The sequence below is a fragment of the Burkholderia sp. BCC1996 genome, from assembly GCF_905339955.1.
Taxonomy (GTDB): domain Bacteria; phylum Pseudomonadota; class Gammaproteobacteria; order Burkholderiales; family Burkholderiaceae; genus Burkholderia.
In genome coordinates this window covers 42,273-57,367 of sequence record NZ_CAJPHM010000019.1, presented here as the reverse complement: position 1 = coordinate 57,367, position 15,095 = coordinate 42,273, and the positions used below count along the sequence as shown (strand labels likewise).

At 68.2% G+C, this 15,095-nt stretch carries 13 protein-coding genes; 8 read left to right on the top strand and 5 right to left on the bottom strand.

What is annotated here, in order from left to right:
• Positions 1 to 34: 34 nt before the first annotated feature.
• Together U4Z64_RS25615 and U4Z64_RS25610 are read left to right on the top strand one after the other, a co-directional pair.
• Positions 35 to 805, top strand: a complete 771-nt coding sequence (locus tag U4Z64_RS25615; RefSeq protein ID WP_321821450.1) for a Smr/MutS family protein — start codon at positions 35 to 37, stop codon at positions 803 to 805.
• On the top strand, positions 792 to 1,415 hold the full coding sequence (locus tag U4Z64_RS25610) for a trimeric intracellular cation channel family protein (protein WP_044846208.1): 624 nt from the start codon (positions 792 to 794) through the stop codon (positions 1,413 to 1,415). Before U4Z64_RS25615 ends, U4Z64_RS25610 begins: the two co-directional genes overlap by 14 nt.
• Positions 1,416 to 1,503: 88 nt before the next feature.
• On the opposite strand, the gene U4Z64_RS25605 is transcribed toward U4Z64_RS25610, so the two are convergent.
• The 4 genes from U4Z64_RS25605 to U4Z64_RS25590 form a co-directional block, all read right to left on the bottom strand.
• The gene (locus tag U4Z64_RS25605; RefSeq protein WP_124521644.1) at positions 1,504 to 2,622 is read right to left on the bottom strand and encodes an ABC transporter ATP-binding protein; all 1,119 of its coding nucleotides are present in this window, start codon (positions 2,620 to 2,622) and stop codon (positions 1,504 to 1,506) included.
• Between the two features lie 110 nt (positions 2,623 to 2,732).
• Positions 2,733 to 3,590 carry a carbohydrate ABC transporter permease gene (locus U4Z64_RS25600; protein ID WP_044846210.1) on the bottom strand — a complete coding sequence of 286 codons (858 nt, stop codon included), beginning with the start codon at positions 3,588 to 3,590 and terminating at the stop codon, positions 2,733 to 2,735.
• Complete coding sequence (locus U4Z64_RS25595) at positions 3,580 to 4,518, bottom strand: carbohydrate ABC transporter permease (RefSeq protein ID WP_044846211.1); 939 nt, start codon at positions 4,516 to 4,518, stop codon at positions 3,580 to 3,582. The genes U4Z64_RS25600 and U4Z64_RS25595 overlap by 11 nt, the downstream gene beginning before the upstream one ends.
• Positions 4,519 to 4,656: 138 nt before the next feature.
• Entirely contained in the window at positions 4,657 to 5,904 is a 1,248-nt protein-coding gene (locus U4Z64_RS25590; protein ID WP_321821449.1) for an ABC transporter substrate-binding protein, read from the bottom strand.
• A 432-nt stretch (positions 5,905 to 6,336) separates the two neighbouring features.
• On the opposite strand from U4Z64_RS25590, the gene zwf reads away from it, so the two are divergent.
• From zwf to U4Z64_RS25575, 3 genes are all read left to right on the top strand, one after another.
• Positions 6,337 to 7,806 (top strand): glucose-6-phosphate dehydrogenase, encoded by a 1,470-nt coding sequence (gene zwf / locus U4Z64_RS25585; protein WP_124487777.1) that lies wholly within the window; start codon positions 6,337 to 6,339, stop codon positions 7,804 to 7,806.
• A gap of 86 nt (positions 7,807 to 7,892) precedes the next feature.
• A complete protein-coding gene (gene pgl, locus U4Z64_RS25580; RefSeq protein ID WP_044846214.1) occupies positions 7,893 to 8,573 on the top strand; it encodes a 6-phosphogluconolactonase in 681 nt (226 codons plus the stop codon).
• On the top strand, positions 8,551 to 10,479 hold the full coding sequence (locus U4Z64_RS25575) for a bifunctional transcriptional regulator/glucokinase (protein ID WP_321821448.1): 1,929 nt from the start codon (positions 8,551 to 8,553) through the stop codon (positions 10,477 to 10,479). The genes pgl and U4Z64_RS25575 overlap by 23 nt, the downstream gene beginning before the upstream one ends.
• A gap of 101 nt (positions 10,480 to 10,580) precedes the next feature.
• Here the strand turns inward: U4Z64_RS25575 and U4Z64_RS25570 are convergent, their stop codons facing one another.
• Complete coding sequence (locus U4Z64_RS25570) at positions 10,581 to 11,798, bottom strand: Bcr/CflA family multidrug efflux MFS transporter (protein ID WP_321821447.1); 1,218 nt, start codon at positions 11,796 to 11,798, stop codon at positions 10,581 to 10,583.
• 246 nt (positions 11,799 to 12,044) lie between these two features.
• On the opposite strand from U4Z64_RS25570, the gene U4Z64_RS25565 reads away from it, so the two are divergent.
• The 3 genes from U4Z64_RS25565 (at position 12,045) to ribD (ending at position 15,092) form a co-directional block, all read left to right on the top strand.
• Entirely contained in the window at positions 12,045 to 12,497 is a 453-nt protein-coding gene (locus U4Z64_RS25565; protein ID WP_257768111.1) for a hypothetical protein, read from the top strand.
• Between the two features lie 174 nt (positions 12,498 to 12,671).
• A complete protein-coding gene (gene hemL, locus U4Z64_RS25560) occupies positions 12,672 to 13,955 on the top strand; it encodes a glutamate-1-semialdehyde 2,1-aminomutase (protein ID WP_044846220.1) in 1,284 nt (427 codons plus the stop codon).
• A 15-nt stretch (positions 13,956 to 13,970) separates the two neighbouring features.
• On the top strand, positions 13,971 to 15,092 hold the full coding sequence (gene ribD, locus U4Z64_RS25555; protein ID WP_044846221.1) for a bifunctional diaminohydroxyphosphoribosylaminopyrimidine deaminase/5-amino-6-(5-phosphoribosylamino)uracil reductase RibD: 1,122 nt from the start codon (positions 13,971 to 13,973) through the stop codon (positions 15,090 to 15,092).
• Positions 15,093 to 15,095 lie beyond the last annotated feature (3 nt).

Here is a 15,095-nt window from a genome sequence, read left to right as displayed (position 1 = left end):
GCGCGCCCGAACGCGCCTGCCCGGTTACCGAATCATGGCGAAGAACCAGCCCCATCCGAGCGATCCCGCGAAGCGGAAGATCGCCGCCCGTCCCGCGCCGGCCGCCCCGCCGCCCGCGCCCGATCCGGCCGCATTGCGCGGCCAGGGCCTGGCCGGCCTCGGCGCGTTGCGCAAGGCGCTGCAAGGCGAAGCCGATCGCCGCGACCGCGAGCGCATCGAAACCGCGAAGGCCGAACGCAAGGCGGAAGCCGACGCGAACCTGTTCCGCAACGAAATCGGCGCGATCCAGCCGCTGAACGCGCCGCCGCGCGCGAAATCCGGCCGTACGCCGCCCGACCCGGTGCCGAAGCAGACGCAGCGCGACGAGGAAGCCGTGCTGAACGCGACGCTGTCCGACGAATTCGATCCCGAGACGCTGCTCGACAGCGACGAATCGCTGTACTACCACCGCCCCGGCATCAGTCGCGACGTCGTGCGCAAGCTGAGGAGCGGCGCGTGGATCGTGCAGGCGCAGATCGACCTGCACGGGATGCGACGCGACGAGGCGCGCGATGCGCTCGCCGAATTCATCCGCGAAGCCGGCAAGAAGGGGCTGCGCTGCCTGCGCGTGATCCATGGCAAGGGGCTCGGCTCGATCGGCAAGGAACCCGTGCTGAAAGGCAAGGTGCGCGCGTGGCTCGTGCAGAAGGAAGAAGTGATCGCGTTCTGCGAGGCGCGCAGCCACGACGGCGGCGCGGGCGCGGTGCTCGTGCTGCTGCAGCCGCTCGCGGCGCCCGCCGATCGGGGGCCGCGTGCCGCATCCTAGGCTGACGCTCGCGATCGCGGTACTGGAGGCGATCGCGACGCTGGCGTTCGCGATCTCGGGCTTCATCGAGGCGCGCAAGAACCGTCTCGACTCGGTCGGCACGTTCGTCGTCGCGCTCGCCACCGCGTTCGGCGGCGGCACGCTGCGCGACATCCTGCTCGAACGCCGACCGTTCTACTGGGTCGTGCACGACGACTACGTGATCGCGATCTTCGTGCTCGCGCTGTTCGCGCCGTTCGTGTTGCGGATGCTGTCGCGGCTGTCGGCCGAGCGGCTGCTGCTGGTGGCCGACGCGATCGGGCTCGGCATCTTCAGCATCTCGGGCACCGCGATCGCGCTCGATGCCGAGATGCCGCGCTTCATCGCGGTGATGATGGGCGTGATCACGGGCGTGGTCGGCGGGATCATCCGCGACGTGCTGTGCAACGACATCCCGCTGATCCTGCGCGATTCGCGGCCGTACGCGACCTGCGCGTTCGTCGGTTGCTGGTTCTACCTGCTGCTCGCATGGCTGCAGTTCGACTCGGTGTACAGCGTACTGCTCGCGACCGGCTTCATCCTCGTCGCGCGGCTCGCGACGTTCAAGTTCGACGTGCGGTTGCCGCACTGATCGCCGCCGCGACACCAGACGCACCGCCAGAAACAAAAGGGGCCGCTCCTTCGAGACGGCCCCTTCTTCATTCAGCGCAACCGCGGCCTCACGCGATCCGCTCTTCCGACGCCGGATCGAACAGCACCGCCTTCGACACGTCGAACAGCAGCGACTGCGTCTGCCCCGGCTGCGGGTTCGCGGCCGGATGCACGCGGCTCACGATCCGCTTGCCGTTGACCTGCGCGAACACGTGCGTGTCCGGCCCGGTCGGCTCGGTCACGTCGACGCGCACGTCGATCGGCTGCAGCTTCGACGCCTCGCCGTGGTGCGCATTGCGCGCGTCGGTGATGCGCTCCGGACGCAGGCCGAGGATCACCTCGCGGCCCACGTGGCCGTTCATCCGCTTCGCGTCGAACGGCAGGTTCAGCGCGCTGCGCGCGAGGCCCGTATCGATCTCGAGCGCGACCCCGCTGCCCTGCTCGACCAGGCGGCCGTTGATGAAGTTCATCGGCGGCGCGCCGATGAAGCCCGCGACGAACAGGTTCGACGGCGAATCGTAGATTTCCTGCGGCGCACCGAACTGCTGGACCACGCCGTCCTTCATCACCGCGATCCGGTCGCCGAGCGTCATCGCCTCGATCTGGTCGTGCGTCACGTAGACGATCGTCGTGCCGAGGCGCTGGTGCAGCAGCTTGATTTCCGCGCGCATCTCGATGCGCAGCTTCGCGTCGAGGTTCGACAGCGGCTCGTCGAACAGGAACAGCGACGGATCGCGCGCCAGTGCGCGGCCCATCGCGACGCGCTGGCGCTGGCCGCCCGACAGCTGGCCCGGCTTGCGGTCGAGCAGATGCTGGATCTGCAGCATCGCCGACACGCGCTCGACGATCTGCTGCTGCTCGCTCTTCGGCACCTTGCGGATGTTCAGGCCGAACGAGATGTTCTCGCGCACCGTCATCGACGGGTACAGCGCGTACGACTGGAACACCATCGCGATGTCGCGATCCTTCGGCGACAGGTCGTTGACGACCTTGCCGTCGATGCAGATCTCGCCGCTCGTCACGGTCTCGAGACCGGCGATCATGTTGAGCAGCGTCGACTTCCCGCAGCCCGAGCCGCCGACCAGGATCAGGAACTGTCCGTCCTCGATCTCGATGTCGACACCCTTCAGGACCGGCACCCCGTTCGGGTAGGTCTTGTACACGTCACGGATGGAAAGGCTTGCCATGCTGTGAATCCTCTGTCTCGTCTCGCGCGGCGCCACAACGCCGCGTCGGGTTCGTTTCGATGCGCCGCGCGTCGTGCGCGGCCGGTTCGTCGTATCGGATGAAGCCGCGCTTACCCCTTCACCGCGCCCGCCGTCAGCCCGCGCACGAAGTAGCGGCCGGCGACCACGTAGACGAGCAGCGTCGGCAGCGCGGCGATGATCGCGCCGGCCATGTCGACGTTGTATTCCTTCACGCCCGTCGACGTGTTGACGAGGTTGTTCAGCGCAACCGTGATCGGCATCGAGTCGACGCCGGAGAACACGATCCCGAACAGGAAGTCGTTCCAGATCTGCGTGAATTGCCAGATCAGGCACACCATGAAGATCGGCAGCGACACCGGCAGCAGGATCTTCGTGAAGATCGTGAAGAAACCCGCGCCGTCGATGCGTGCGGCCTTCACGAGCTCGGCCGGCACGCTCACGTAGAAGTTGCGGAAGAACATCGTCGTGAACGCGATGCCGTACACGACGTGCACGAACACCAGGCCCGGAATCGTGTTGGCGAGGCCGAGCATCCCCTGCAGGCGCGCCATCGGCAGCAGGATCACCTGGAACGGGATGAAGCAGCCGACCAGCATCATCGTGAACAGCGCATCCGCGCCGCGAAAGCGCCAGTGCGTGAGCACGTAGCCGTTGAACGCGCCGATCAGCGACGAGATCAGCACGGCCGGAATCACCATCTGCAGCGAGTTCAGGAAGAACGGCTTCATGCCGTCGCAGCGCACGCCGGTACACGCGCCGCTCCACGCCTTCACCCACGGATCGAAGGTCCAGTGCGTCGGCGGCGTCAACAGGTTGCCGGTGCGCAGCTGGTCGAGGTCCTTGAAGGAGGTCGACAGCATCACGTAGATCGGGAACAGGAAATACAGCGCGAACAGGATCAGCGCCGCATAGATCACTGCCCGGCTGATCGTCACTTTAGGCTGCATTGCGGGTGCTCCTCGATTCCATATACATCAGCGGCACCAGCACCGCGACCACGGTCGCGAGCATCATCACCGACGACGCCGCGCCGAGCCCGAGCTGGCCGCGGTTGAACGAAAACGTGTACATGAACATGGCCGGCAGCGACGACGACGTGCCGGGGCCGCCCGCCGTCAGCGCGACGACCAGGTCGAAGGTCTTGATCGTGATGTGGCAGAGGATCAGCAGCACCGAGAAGAACACCGGGCGCATGCTCGGGATCACGATCTTGCGGTAGATGGTCGGCAGCGTCGCGCCGTCGACCTGCGCGGCCTTGAAGATCTCGCCGTCGACGCCGCGCAGCCCGGCGAGGAACAGCGCCATCACGAAGCCGGTCGACTGCCACACGGCGGCGATCACGATACAGAAGATCGCCTTGTCCGGGTCGTCGAGCCAGCCGAACGAGAAGCTCGTCCAGCCCCAGTCGTGCATCACCTTCTCCAGGCCGAGGCCCGGGTTCAGGATCCACTGCCATGCGGTGCCCGTGACGATGAACGACAGCGCCATCGGATACAGGAAGATCGCGCGCAGCGCGCCTTCGTTGCGGATCCGCTGGTCGAGCAGGATCGCGAGGAACAGCCCGAGCGCGACACAGATCGCGATGAACGGAATCCCGAACCAGCCGAGGTTCGCGGCGGAGGTCCACCACACATCGTTCTGGAACAGGTCCGAGTAACGGCCGAAGCCGTCGAATTCGTAGTTCGGCAACAGCCGCGAATTGGTCAGCGACAGATAGCCGGTAATCAGGATGAAGCCGTAGATGAACACCACGGCGATCGCGAGGCTCGGCGCGAGCACGAGCTTCGGAATCCAGCGATCGGCGAAGGCCGACATCGGCGACGTGCGCCGTGCGGCGGCAGCGCCGGATCCGTTTCCGCTAAGAGGGGCAGCCACTTGATTCGACTCCTGGAACGAGGGTGACGCAGGCCGGGCCGGCGCCGGGTACGGCACGGGCCCGCGCGCGAGCCCGTTTGCTGCACATGCAGGAACGCCCGGCCGATCCTGCGTTTCCGGCCGGGCGCCTGTCGCGCTTTACTTCACCTTCGCGGCCTTCGCGAGCGCGGCGACCGCGCTCTTCGAATCCTGCTGCGAGTTCATGAACTTCGTCACGACGTCGGTGATCGCGCCGGCCGTTGCATCGCCCTGCGCCATCCCGTGCGCGAGCGACGGCACGAAGCCGCCCGACTTGATCGCGGTCTGCTCGTCGGCATACGACTTCTTCGCGCAGTCGTCGAACTTGTCCATCTTCACGCCGAGGCGCACCGGCACCGAGCCCTTCAGCAGGCTGAACTGCTCCTGGAAGTCCGGCGTCATGATCGTCTTCGCGAGTGCGACCTGGCCCGGCGTCGCGTCCTTCTGCCCCTTCTGCTGGAAGAACACGAACGAGTCGACGTTGAACGTGTACGAATTCGCGGTGCCCGGCACCGCCGCGCAGATGTAGTCCTTGCCCGCCTTCTTGCCGGCGTTCTCGAACTCGCCCTTCGCCCAGTCGCCCATGAACTGCATGCCGGCCTTGCCGTTGATCACCATCGCGGTCGCGAGGTTCCAGTCGCGGCCGTTGCGGCCCGTGTCGAAGTAGCCCTGGATCTTGCGGACCGTGTCGAACACCGACAGCATCTGCGGCGACGTCAGCGTGGCCTGGTCGAGATCGACGAGCGCCTTCTTGTAGAACGCCGGACCCTGCGACAGCACGACGTCTTCCCACAGCGTCAGGTCCTGCCACGGCTGGCCGCCCATCGCGACCGGCTGGATGCCGGCAGCCTTCAGCTTGTCGGCCACCGCGAAGAATTCGGGCCAGGTGGTCGGCACCTTCGCGCCGACCTTGTCGAGCGCGGCCTTGTTGATATAGAGCCAGTTCACGCGGTGCACCGAGAACGGCGCGGCGACGGTGTGGCCCTTGTACTTGATGATCTTGTCGATTTCCGGCGGCAGGTTCTGCTTCCAGTCGCCGGCGGCGGAATCGATGTTGACGAGCACGCCCTGGTCGGCCCAGTCCTGGATCAGCGGGCCCTTGATCTGCGCGGCCGACGGTGCGTCGCCGCTGATCACCTTGGTCTTCAGCGCGGTCATCGCCGCGGCGCCGGCGCCGCCCGCGACCGCGAAGTCCTTCCACACGTAGCCCTGCTTCTGCACGTCGTCCTTCAGCACGCCGACGGCCTTCGACTCGCCGCCCGAGGTCCACCAGTGCAGCACGGTTACGTTCTCGGCCGCCTGCGCCACCACGGCGCCAGCCATCAGACCCGCGGCGCAGAGCGCGCCCATGATCGAGCGAACTTTCATTACTTATCTCCTCCAGACTGAATCAACTCGTGAGGTTCCCTGACGGGGAACCGGCTTCTTGATAAACGACGGGGAAATCGAGCCGCGGGACGCATTGCAGCGTACGGGGCCGATGACCGGCCGGGCTCTTACAGAAAGCGTGAATCGAGATTCAACGGCGTGTCTCCTCTTTGTGTTTCTGGCCCGCCGCGATGCCGCGGCGCGAGCCCGGGGGCGACGATGCGCGGACGATGCGCACCGTCAATGTCCGATAACATTCGGCACAAGGCGCTCCCGAAGGCGAAGCTCGCGCAGTTCATCGACCGCGCTTCTTTTTTTCTTCGCCCAGGTGCTACCCCTTGCGGCGGATTGTAGTTAAACTACAATTCAGTGTCAAAAATATTTTTATCGCACTACGGATCGCTTCCCAGCACCCCCAATCGGCGGAGACACATGCATACCGATTCCAGCTTTACCTTCGTACTTTTCGGCGGCACCGGCGACCTGTCGATGCGCAAGATCCTGCCCGCGCTGTTCGAAGCGCACCGCGGCAACATGCTTGCGGAAAGCGGCCGGATCGTTGCCGTCGCGCGGCACGAATCGGATCGGGCCGGCTATCTCGAGTGGGTCGACACGCACGTGAAGCCGCATGCGGCGAAGGCGGCCGGCAAGGCATTCGACGAAAGCGTGTGGAAATCCTTCCTCGAGCGCATCGAATACGTGAAGCTCGACCTCGGCCGCGCGGAGGATTACGTCGTGCTGCGCGACGCGGTCGCGCAGCTGTCCGGCATCCGCGTGTTCTATCTCGCCACGGGGCCGTCGCTGTTCGTGCCGATCTGCAAGGCGCTCGCGTCGGTCGGCCTGAACGAGGGCGCGCGCATCGTGCTCGAGAAGCCGCTCGGCTACGACCTGAAATCGTCGAACGCGATCAACGACGCGGTCGGCGAGATCTTCGCGGAAGACCAGATCTACCGGATCGACCACTATCTCGGGAAGGAGCCGGTACAGAACCTGCTGGCGCTGCGCTTCGGCAATGCGCTGTTCGAGCCGCTGTGGCGCCGCGAATGGGTCGAGAGCATCCAGATCACGATCGCCGAGGAGCTCGGCGTCGAGGCGCGCGGCGATTTCTACGACAATACGGGCGCGCTGCGCGACATGGTGCAGAACCACCTGCTGCAGCTGCTGTCGATCGTCGCGATGGAGCCGCCGCACTCGATGGATTCCGACGCGGTGCGCGACGAGAAGCTGCGCGTGCTGCGTGCGCTGAAGCCCATCGATCCGCGCGACATCGGCAAGGTCGCGGTGCGCGGCCAGTATCATGCGGGCGTGATCAAGGGCGCACAGGTGCCGGCCTATGCCACCGAGCCCGGCGTGAAACCCGACAGCCCGACCGAAACCTTCGTCGCGCTGAAGGTGGAGATCGAGAACTGGCGCTGGGCCGGCGTGCCGTTCTTCCTGCGCACCGGCAAGCGTCTGGCCGACCGCGTCGCGGAGATCGTCGTGAACTTCCGGCCGGTGCCGCACTCGGCGCTGGGCCCGACCGCGCTGCGCCCTGGTTCGAACCGCCTCGTGATCCGGCTGCAGCCGAACGAGACGATTCGCCTGTACTGCCTCGCGAAGCAGCCCGGCGAAGGAATGAACCTCGCGAGCGTGCACCTCGACCTCGCGTTCGACCAGTTCTTCAAGGAAGGGCAGATGGAGGCGTACCAGCGCCTGCTGCTCGACGTGATCAACGGCCGCCTCGCCCTCTTCGTGCGTCGTGACGAGCAGGAAGCCGCGTGGCGCTGGGTCGAGCCGATCCTGAACGAATGGGCACGCTCGCTGAAGCCGCCGAAGCCGTACGCGGCAGGCACGTGGGGGCCGGCCGCGGCGAGCGCGATGCTCGCGCAGCACGGCACCTGCTGGCTCGAAGAAGAAAACTGATGCAAACCGTTGTCGTGCGCGCCAGCGCGCGGCAACGTGCCCCACGATTCGCACGAATTGAACAGACAAAGCAGTCCGGAGGAGATGTGATCGAGATCCACGCTTTCGACACCCAGGAAGCGCAAAGCGAAGCGCTCGCGCGCGCCGTCGGCGATGCGCTGCGCGCCGCGCTCGCCGGCCCCGCGCGCCCGACGCTCGCGGTGTCCGGCGGCACGAGCCCGCGCCCGTTCCTGCACACGCTGTCGCACGCAGCGCTCGACTGGGCCGGCGTCGACGTCACGCTGGTCGATGACCGCTGGGTGCCGGAGAACGATGCGGCCAGCAACGCGCAGCTCGTGCGCGACACGCTGCTGCAGCACGCGGCGGCCCCTGCCCGCTTCCTGCCGCTCGTCGACACGCGCGCATCGCTCGATGCGCACGTCGCCGCGCTCAACGCCAACGCCGACTACCGCGTGCCGAACGTCGCGGTGCTCGGCATGGGCGAGGACGGCCACACGGCGTCGATCTTCGCGGACGCGCCCGAATGGGACCATGCGATCACGACGCCCGAGCGCTTCGTCGCCGTGCATCCCGGCGCCGCGCCGCATGCACGCGTGAGCTTTTCGCTCGATGCGCTGAAGCGCGTCGACCGGCTGTTCCTGTTGATCGCGGGCACCCGCAAGCGCGACGTCCTCGACGCCGCGGCCGCGACGCTGCAGAAGAACGCGATTTCCCAACTGGCCAACGACAAGGGGACCCAGCTCGATGTCTACTGGTGCGCAAAGTAAGGCTGTCGTCGCGGGCCAGCATGCCGACGGCCCGCGCCTGCTCGCGGACGTCGGCGGCACCAACGCGCGATTCGCGCTGGAAACCGGCCCCGGCGAGATCACGCAGATCCGCGTCTATCCCGGCGCTGACTACCCGACGCTCACCGACGCGATCCGCAAGTATCTGAAGGACGTGAAGATCAGCCGCGTGAACCACGCGGCGATCGCGATCGCGAACCCGGTCGACGGCGACCAGGTGACGATGACCAATCACGACTGGAGCTTCTCGATCGAGGCGACGCGCCGCGCGCTCGGCTTCGACACGCTGCTCGTCGTCAACGACTTCACCGCGCTCGCGATGGCGCTGCCGGGCCTGACCGATGCGCAGCGCGTGCAGATCGGCGGCGGCGCGCGCCGCCAGAACAGCGTGATCGGGCTGCTCGGGCCCGGCACCGGGCTCGGCGTGTCCGGCCTGATTCCGGCGGACGACCGCTGGATCGCGCTCGGCAGCGAAGGCGGTCACGCGTCGTTCGCGCCGCAGGACGAGCGCGAGGATCTCGTGCTGCAGTACGCGCGCAAGAAGTTTCCGCACGTGTCGTTCGAGCGCGTGTGCGCGGGGCCCGGCATCGAGATCATCTATCGTGCGCTCGCCACGCGCGACAAGAAGCGCGTCGCCGCGACCGTCGACACGGCCGAGATCGTCGAGCGCGCGCATGCGGGCGACGCGCTCGCGCTCGAGACGGTCGAATGCTTCTGCGGGATCCTCGGCGCGTTCGCGGGCAGCGTCGCGCTGACGCTCGGCGCGCTCGGTGGCGTGTACATCGGCGGCGGCGTCGCGCTGAAGCTCGGCGAACTGTTCACGCGCTCGTCGTTCCGCGCACGCTTCGAGGCGAAGGGCCGCTTCACGCAGTATCTCCAGAACATCCCGACCTACCTGATCACCGCCGAATATCCGGCGTTCCTCGGGGTATCGGCGATCCTCGCGGAGCAGTTGTCGAACCGTTCGGGCGGTGCGTCGTCGGCCGTGTTCGAGCGGATCCGCCAGATGCGCGACGCGCTGACGCCGGCCGAGCGCCGCGTCGCCGATCTCGCGCTGAACCATCCGCGCTCGATCATCAACGACCCGATCGTCGACATCGCGCGCAAGGCGGACGTGAGCCAGCCGACGGTGATCCGCTTCTGCCGCTCGCTCGGCTGCCAGGGGCTGTCGGACTTCAAGCTGAAACTCGCGACCGGCCTCACCGGCACGATTCCGATGAGCCACAGCCAGGTCCATCTCGGCGACACGGCCACCGACTTCGGCGCGAAGGTGCTCGACAACACGGTGTCCGCGATCCTGCAGCTGCGCGAACACCTGAACTTCGAGCACGTCGAGAACGCGATCGAGATCCTGAACGGCGCGCGCCGCATCGAGTTCTACGGGCTCGGCAACTCGAACATCGTCGCGCAGGACGCGCACTACAAGTTCTTCCGCTTCGGAATCCCGACGATCGCGTACGGCGACCTGTACATGCAGGCCGCATCGGCCGCGCTGCTCGGCAAGGGCGACGTGATCGTCGCGGTGTCGAAGTCGGGACGCGCGCCGGAGCTGCTGCGTGTGCTGGAGGTCGCAATGCAGGCCGGCGCGAAGGTGATCGCGATCACGTCGAGCAACACGCCGCTCGCGAAGCGCGCGACCGTCGCGCTCGAGACCGATCACATCGAGATGCGCGAATCGCAGCTGTCGATGATCTCGCGGATCCTGCATCTGCTGATGATCGACATCCTCGCGGTCGGCGTCGCGATCCGTCGCGCGTCGACCAACGGCGAGCTGCCGGAGGCCGTCGCGCAGGCGCGCGCGCGGGCGAGCGACGACGAAACGGCCGACGTGCTCGACTGGCTGAGCCACGGTGCGTCGCCGGCGGCGAAGGACGTCGCGCGGGATTGACGCCCGACACGGTACGGCGGCTGCCGCTTTCCGCCCGCCCGAGAAAAAACGCCACCGACGCATCGCGCGGTGGCGTTTTTTCATGCCGCGACCGCGCCGGCTCAGGCCCCCGCTTTCACCGGCCGGCCATGCCAGCGCAGCACGAGGTAACGCCCGACGAAACACAGCGCGCCGCAGACGCCGATCGTCACACCCATCGCGAACGGCGTGCCGTCCGCCAGTGCGCCGATCGCGACGCTCGCGAGCGCGCCGAGCGCGAGCTGCATCGCGCCGAACACGGCCGCCGACGCGCCCGCGTTGTGCGGATAGCGATGCATCAGGTCGGTCGTGCAGTTCGCGGACAGGATCCCGACCACGCCGACGACGAAGAACAGGCACACGACGATCGACCACAACCCGCCCCACCCCGTCAGCGCGACCAGCGCGACCGCGAGCGACGCGACGCAACTCACGAGCGACGCGGCCGCGATGAGGCGCAGCGAGCCGATGCGGCCGACGAGCCGCGTGTTGGCGAAGTTGCCGATCATGATGCCGACGACATTCAGGCCGAACAGCAGCCCGTAATGCTGCGGCGACACGTGGAAATACTCGATGTACACGAACGGCGTCGCGGTGATGTACGAGAACATCGACGCGAACGCCATCCCGCCGCACAGCATGTGCCCCCACGCGACCGGATCGGACAGGATGCGCCCGTACGACGCGAACGACGCGAGCACGGCCGTGCTCTTGCGCCGCTCCTTCGGCCAGGTTTCGGGCACGCGCAGGTACGCGGTCGCCGCGCACAGCGCGCCGAACGCGGCCAGCACGACGAACACGCCGCGCCAGCCGGCGAAGCGCAGGATCTGGCCGCCGATCAGCGGCGCGAGCAGCGGCCCGACCGCGGTGACGATCGCGACCATCGACAGCACCTTCGCCGCATCGGTCGGCTCGTGCGCGTCGCGCGCGATCGCACGGGCGAGCACCGACGCGGCGCCCGCGCCGAGCGCCTGCAGGAAGCGCACGAGGATCAGCATGTCGATCGAGCCCGACACGAAGCAGCCGACACTCGCGAGCGTGAACAGCGCGATGCCGCCGAGCAGCACGGGTCGGCGGCCCCACGTATCGGACAGCGGACCGTACAGCAGCATGCCGATCGAGAAGCCGGCCATGAAGCTCGTCAGCGTGCGCTGCGCGGCGCCGGGGCTCACCGAGAAGCCGTCGGCGATCGACGGCAGGCTCGGCAGGTACATGTCGGTGGCGATCGGCCCGCAGGCGGCGAGCGCACCGAGCAACAGGATCAGCCGGGCATCGGGCCGGCGCCGGACGACGTGGGACATGGGTATCCGCAATGGAGGCCCGCGCGCATCGGGGCACGCGTGGCGGTGAAGACGGGAGGCTACGCCGCAAGCGGCGCGTTCAAGCACATGATTGTACGCGCAACTTTTTCGCGTGCCGCGCGGTCTGCCAGCGCCAGGCTGGAACACGCGCGCATGACCGGCGTCGCGGCAGACCGCGCGCGGATTCGATTAAGCTTGCTGCTCTCCGCCTCTCTTGTCTGATCAATCCGACGCACGACCGACCCGATGACCGCCTTCCTGCTGATCTGGAGCCCCAAGAAATGGCCGTGGCCCGAGCTGCCCGACGTCGCCGCGCGCGTGAAGGCCGGCGAGGCCGTGCACGACGTGTGGGGCTGCGGCTTCGCGCGCGGCATCCTGCCGGGCGACCGTGTGTTCCTGCACCGCGTCGCGCAGGAGCCGAAGGGCGTGTTCGGCTCGGGCTACGTGACGCGCGCGCCCTACGAGGTGCCCGACCCGGCGACGAAGCGCGGCTACCGGCTGTGCATCGATTTCGTCTACGACTGGCTGGTCGACGCCCACCAGGACGTCGTGATCCCGCGCGACGCGCTGCGCGCGCATCCGTACTCGGTGCAGACCTGGGACGCGCAGTCTTCCGGCACGTCGATCAAGCCGATGGTCGAAGGCCCGCTCGAGAAGCGCTGGGCCGAGCTGACCGGCAAGCGTCGGTCGCCACGATAAGCGGGCCGGATCTGCCGCGCGCCGTTCGCGCCGGCCAATCTCCCACGCGCGCAAAGGCCGCAGACCGGGCCGCCGGCCCGCCGCGCGCGTCTCCGGTACAATCAGACGATCGTTCCGCTCAGGCGCCGCGGCCCGTGCACAGGCCCCCGCGCCCTTCTCTCGCAGGTTTCGCACATGTCCAACAATCAGATCCTCTTCGAACGCGCCCAGAAGACCATCCCGGGCGGCGTCAACTCGCCGGTGCGCGCCTTCCGTTCGGTCGGCGGCACGCCGCGCTTCGTGTCGCGCGCGCAAGGCCCGTACTTTTGGGATGCCGACGGCAAGCAGTACATCGACTACATCGGCTCGTGGGGCCCGATGATCGTCGGCCACGTCCATCCGGAAGTGCTGTCGGCCGTGCAGAGCGTGCTCGCCGACGGCTTCTCGTTCGGCGCGCCGACCGAAGCGGAAATCGAGATCGCCGAGGAAATCTGCAAGCTGGTGCCGTCGATCGAGCAGGTGCGGATGGTGTCGAGCGGCACCGAGGCCACGATGAGCGCGCTGCGTCTCGCGCGCGGCTTCACGGGCCGCAGCCGCATCGTCAAGTTCGAGGGCTGCTACCACGGCCACGCGGACAGCCTGCTGGTCAAGGCCGGCTCGGGCCTGCTGACGTTCGGCAACCCGACGTCGGCCGGCGTGCCCGCCGACATCGCGAAGCACACGACCGTCCTCGAATACAACAACGTCGCCGCGCTGGAAGAAGCGTTCGGCGCGTTCGGCGACGAGATCGCCGCGGTGATCGTCGAGCCCGTCGCGGGCAACATGAACCTCGTGCGCGGCACGCCCGAGTTCCTGAACGCGCTGCGCGCGCTGTGCACGAAGCACGGCGCCGTGCTGATCTTCGACGAGGTGATGTGCGGCTTCCGCGTCGCGCTCGGCGGCGCGCAGGCGTACTACGGGATCGCGGCCGACCTCACCTGCCTCGGCAAGGTGATCGGCGGCGGGATGCCGGCTGCCGCGTTCGGCGGCCGCCGCGACATCATGGCCCACCTCGCGCCGCTCGGCGGCGTGTACCAGGCCGGCACGCTGTCGGGCAACCCGATCGCGGTCGCCGCGGGCCTGAAGACGCTGCAGCTGATCCAGGCGCCCGGCTTCTACGACGCGCTCACCGCGCAGACGAAGCGCCTCGCCGACGGCCTCGCGGCCGAAGCGCGCGCGGCCGGCGTGCCGTTCGCGGCCGACTCGATCGGCGCGATGTTCGGCCTGTACTTCGCCGAGCGCGTGCCGACCAGCTTCGCGGAAGTCACGAAGAGCGACACCGAGCGCTTCAACCGCTTCTTCCACCTGATGCTGGACGAAGGCGTGTACTTCGCGCCGTCCGCGTACGAGGCCGGCTTCGTGTCGAGCACGCACGACGACGCGGTGATCGACGCGACGCTCGCGGCCGCGCGCCGCGCGTTCGCGGCGCTGGCCGCCTGACCCGGGTCCGCACGCATGTTCTCGGATACCGATTTCGCCCACATGCAGCGCGCGCTGACGCTCGCGGCGCGCGGCATGTATACGACCGCGCCGAATCCGCGCGTCGGCTGCGTGATCGTCAAGGACGGCGACGTGATCGGCGAAGGCTTCACGCAGCCGGCCGGCCAGGACCACGCGGAAGTGCAGGCGCTGAAGGACGCGCGCGCGCGCGGCCACGACGTCGCCGGCGCCACCGTGTACGTGACGCTCGAGCCGTGCAGCCACTTCGGCCGCACGCCGCCGTGCGCGAACGCGCTGATCGACGCGCGCGTCGCGAAGGTCGTCGCGGCGATGGAAGACCCGAATCCGCAGGTGTCCGGGCGCGGCCTCGGAATGCTGCGCGACGCGGGCGTCGACGTGCGCTGCGGGCTGCTCGCGCATGAAGCGGGCGAACTGAACATCGGCTTCGTGTCGCGGATGACGCGCGGCCGCCCGTGGGTGCGGATGAAGACGGCCGCGTCGCTCGATGCACGCACCGCGCTGCCGTCCGGCGAAAGCCAGTGGATCACCGGCGAGGCCGCGCGCCTCGACGGCCACGCATGGCGCGCGCGCGCGTGCGCGATCCTCACCGGGATCGGCACCGTACGCGAGGACAACCCGCTCCTGACCGTGCGCGGCATCGACACGCCGCGCCAGCCGCAGCGCGTGCTGGTCGACAGCCGCCTCGACCTGCCCCTCGATGCGCGCCTGCTCGAGGGCGCGCCGTTGCTGATCTTCTGCGGCCGGCTCGATGCCGCCGGCGAAGTGCGCGCGAACGTGCTGAAGTCGCGCGGCGCGGAAATCGTGCCGCTCGCGAATGCGCACGGCAAGGTCGACCTGCCCGCGATGCTGGCGGCGCTCGGCGCGCGCGGCGTCAACGAGCTGCACGTCGAGGCCGGCCACAAGCTGAACGGCTCGCTGCTGCGCGAGCAGTGCGTCGACGAGCTGCTGGTCTATCTCGCGCCGAGCCTGCTCGGCAGCGACGCGGCCGGCATGTTCGACCTCGCCGCGCCGGCGAGCCTCGACGCCCGCACGCGGCTCGCGTTCCACAGCGTCGAGCGGATCGGCGACGATCTGCGGATCCTGGCGCGTGTCGCGCCGCCCCCTGCCACGCATTGAACG

Bases quoted from the DNA above. Each gene is read 5' to 3' on its own strand.
- U4Z64_RS25615 (WP_321821450.1), top strand. From the start codon at position 35: ATGGCGAAGAACCAGCCCCATCCGAGCGATCCCGCGAAGCGGAAGATC.
- U4Z64_RS25605 (WP_124521644.1), bottom strand. From the start codon at position 2,622: ATGGCAAGCCTTTCCATCCGTGACGTGTACAAGACCTACCCGAACGGG.
- U4Z64_RS25600 (WP_044846210.1), bottom strand. From the start codon at position 3,590: ATGCAGCCTAAAGTGACGATCAGCCGGGCAGTGATCTATGCGGCGCTG.
- U4Z64_RS25590 (WP_321821449.1), bottom strand. From the start codon at position 5,904: ATGAAAGTTCGCTCGATCATGGGCGCGCTCTGCGCCGCGGGTCTGATG.
- zwf (WP_124487777.1), top strand. From the start codon at position 6,337: ATGCATACCGATTCCAGCTTTACCTTCGTACTTTTCGGCGGCACCGGC.
- U4Z64_RS25575 (WP_321821448.1), top strand. From the start codon at position 8,551: ATGTCTACTGGTGCGCAAAGTAAGGCTGTCGTCGCGGGCCAGCATGCC.
- U4Z64_RS25570 (WP_321821447.1), bottom strand. From the start codon at position 11,798: ATGTCCCACGTCGTCCGGCGCCGGCCCGATGCCCGGCTGATCCTGTTG.
- U4Z64_RS25565 (WP_257768111.1), top strand. From the start codon at position 12,045: ATGACCGCCTTCCTGCTGATCTGGAGCCCCAAGAAATGGCCGTGGCCC.
- hemL (WP_044846220.1), top strand. From the start codon at position 12,672: ATGTCCAACAATCAGATCCTCTTCGAACGCGCCCAGAAGACCATCCCG.
- ribD (WP_044846221.1), top strand. From the start codon at position 13,971: ATGTTCTCGGATACCGATTTCGCCCACATGCAGCGCGCGCTGACGCTC.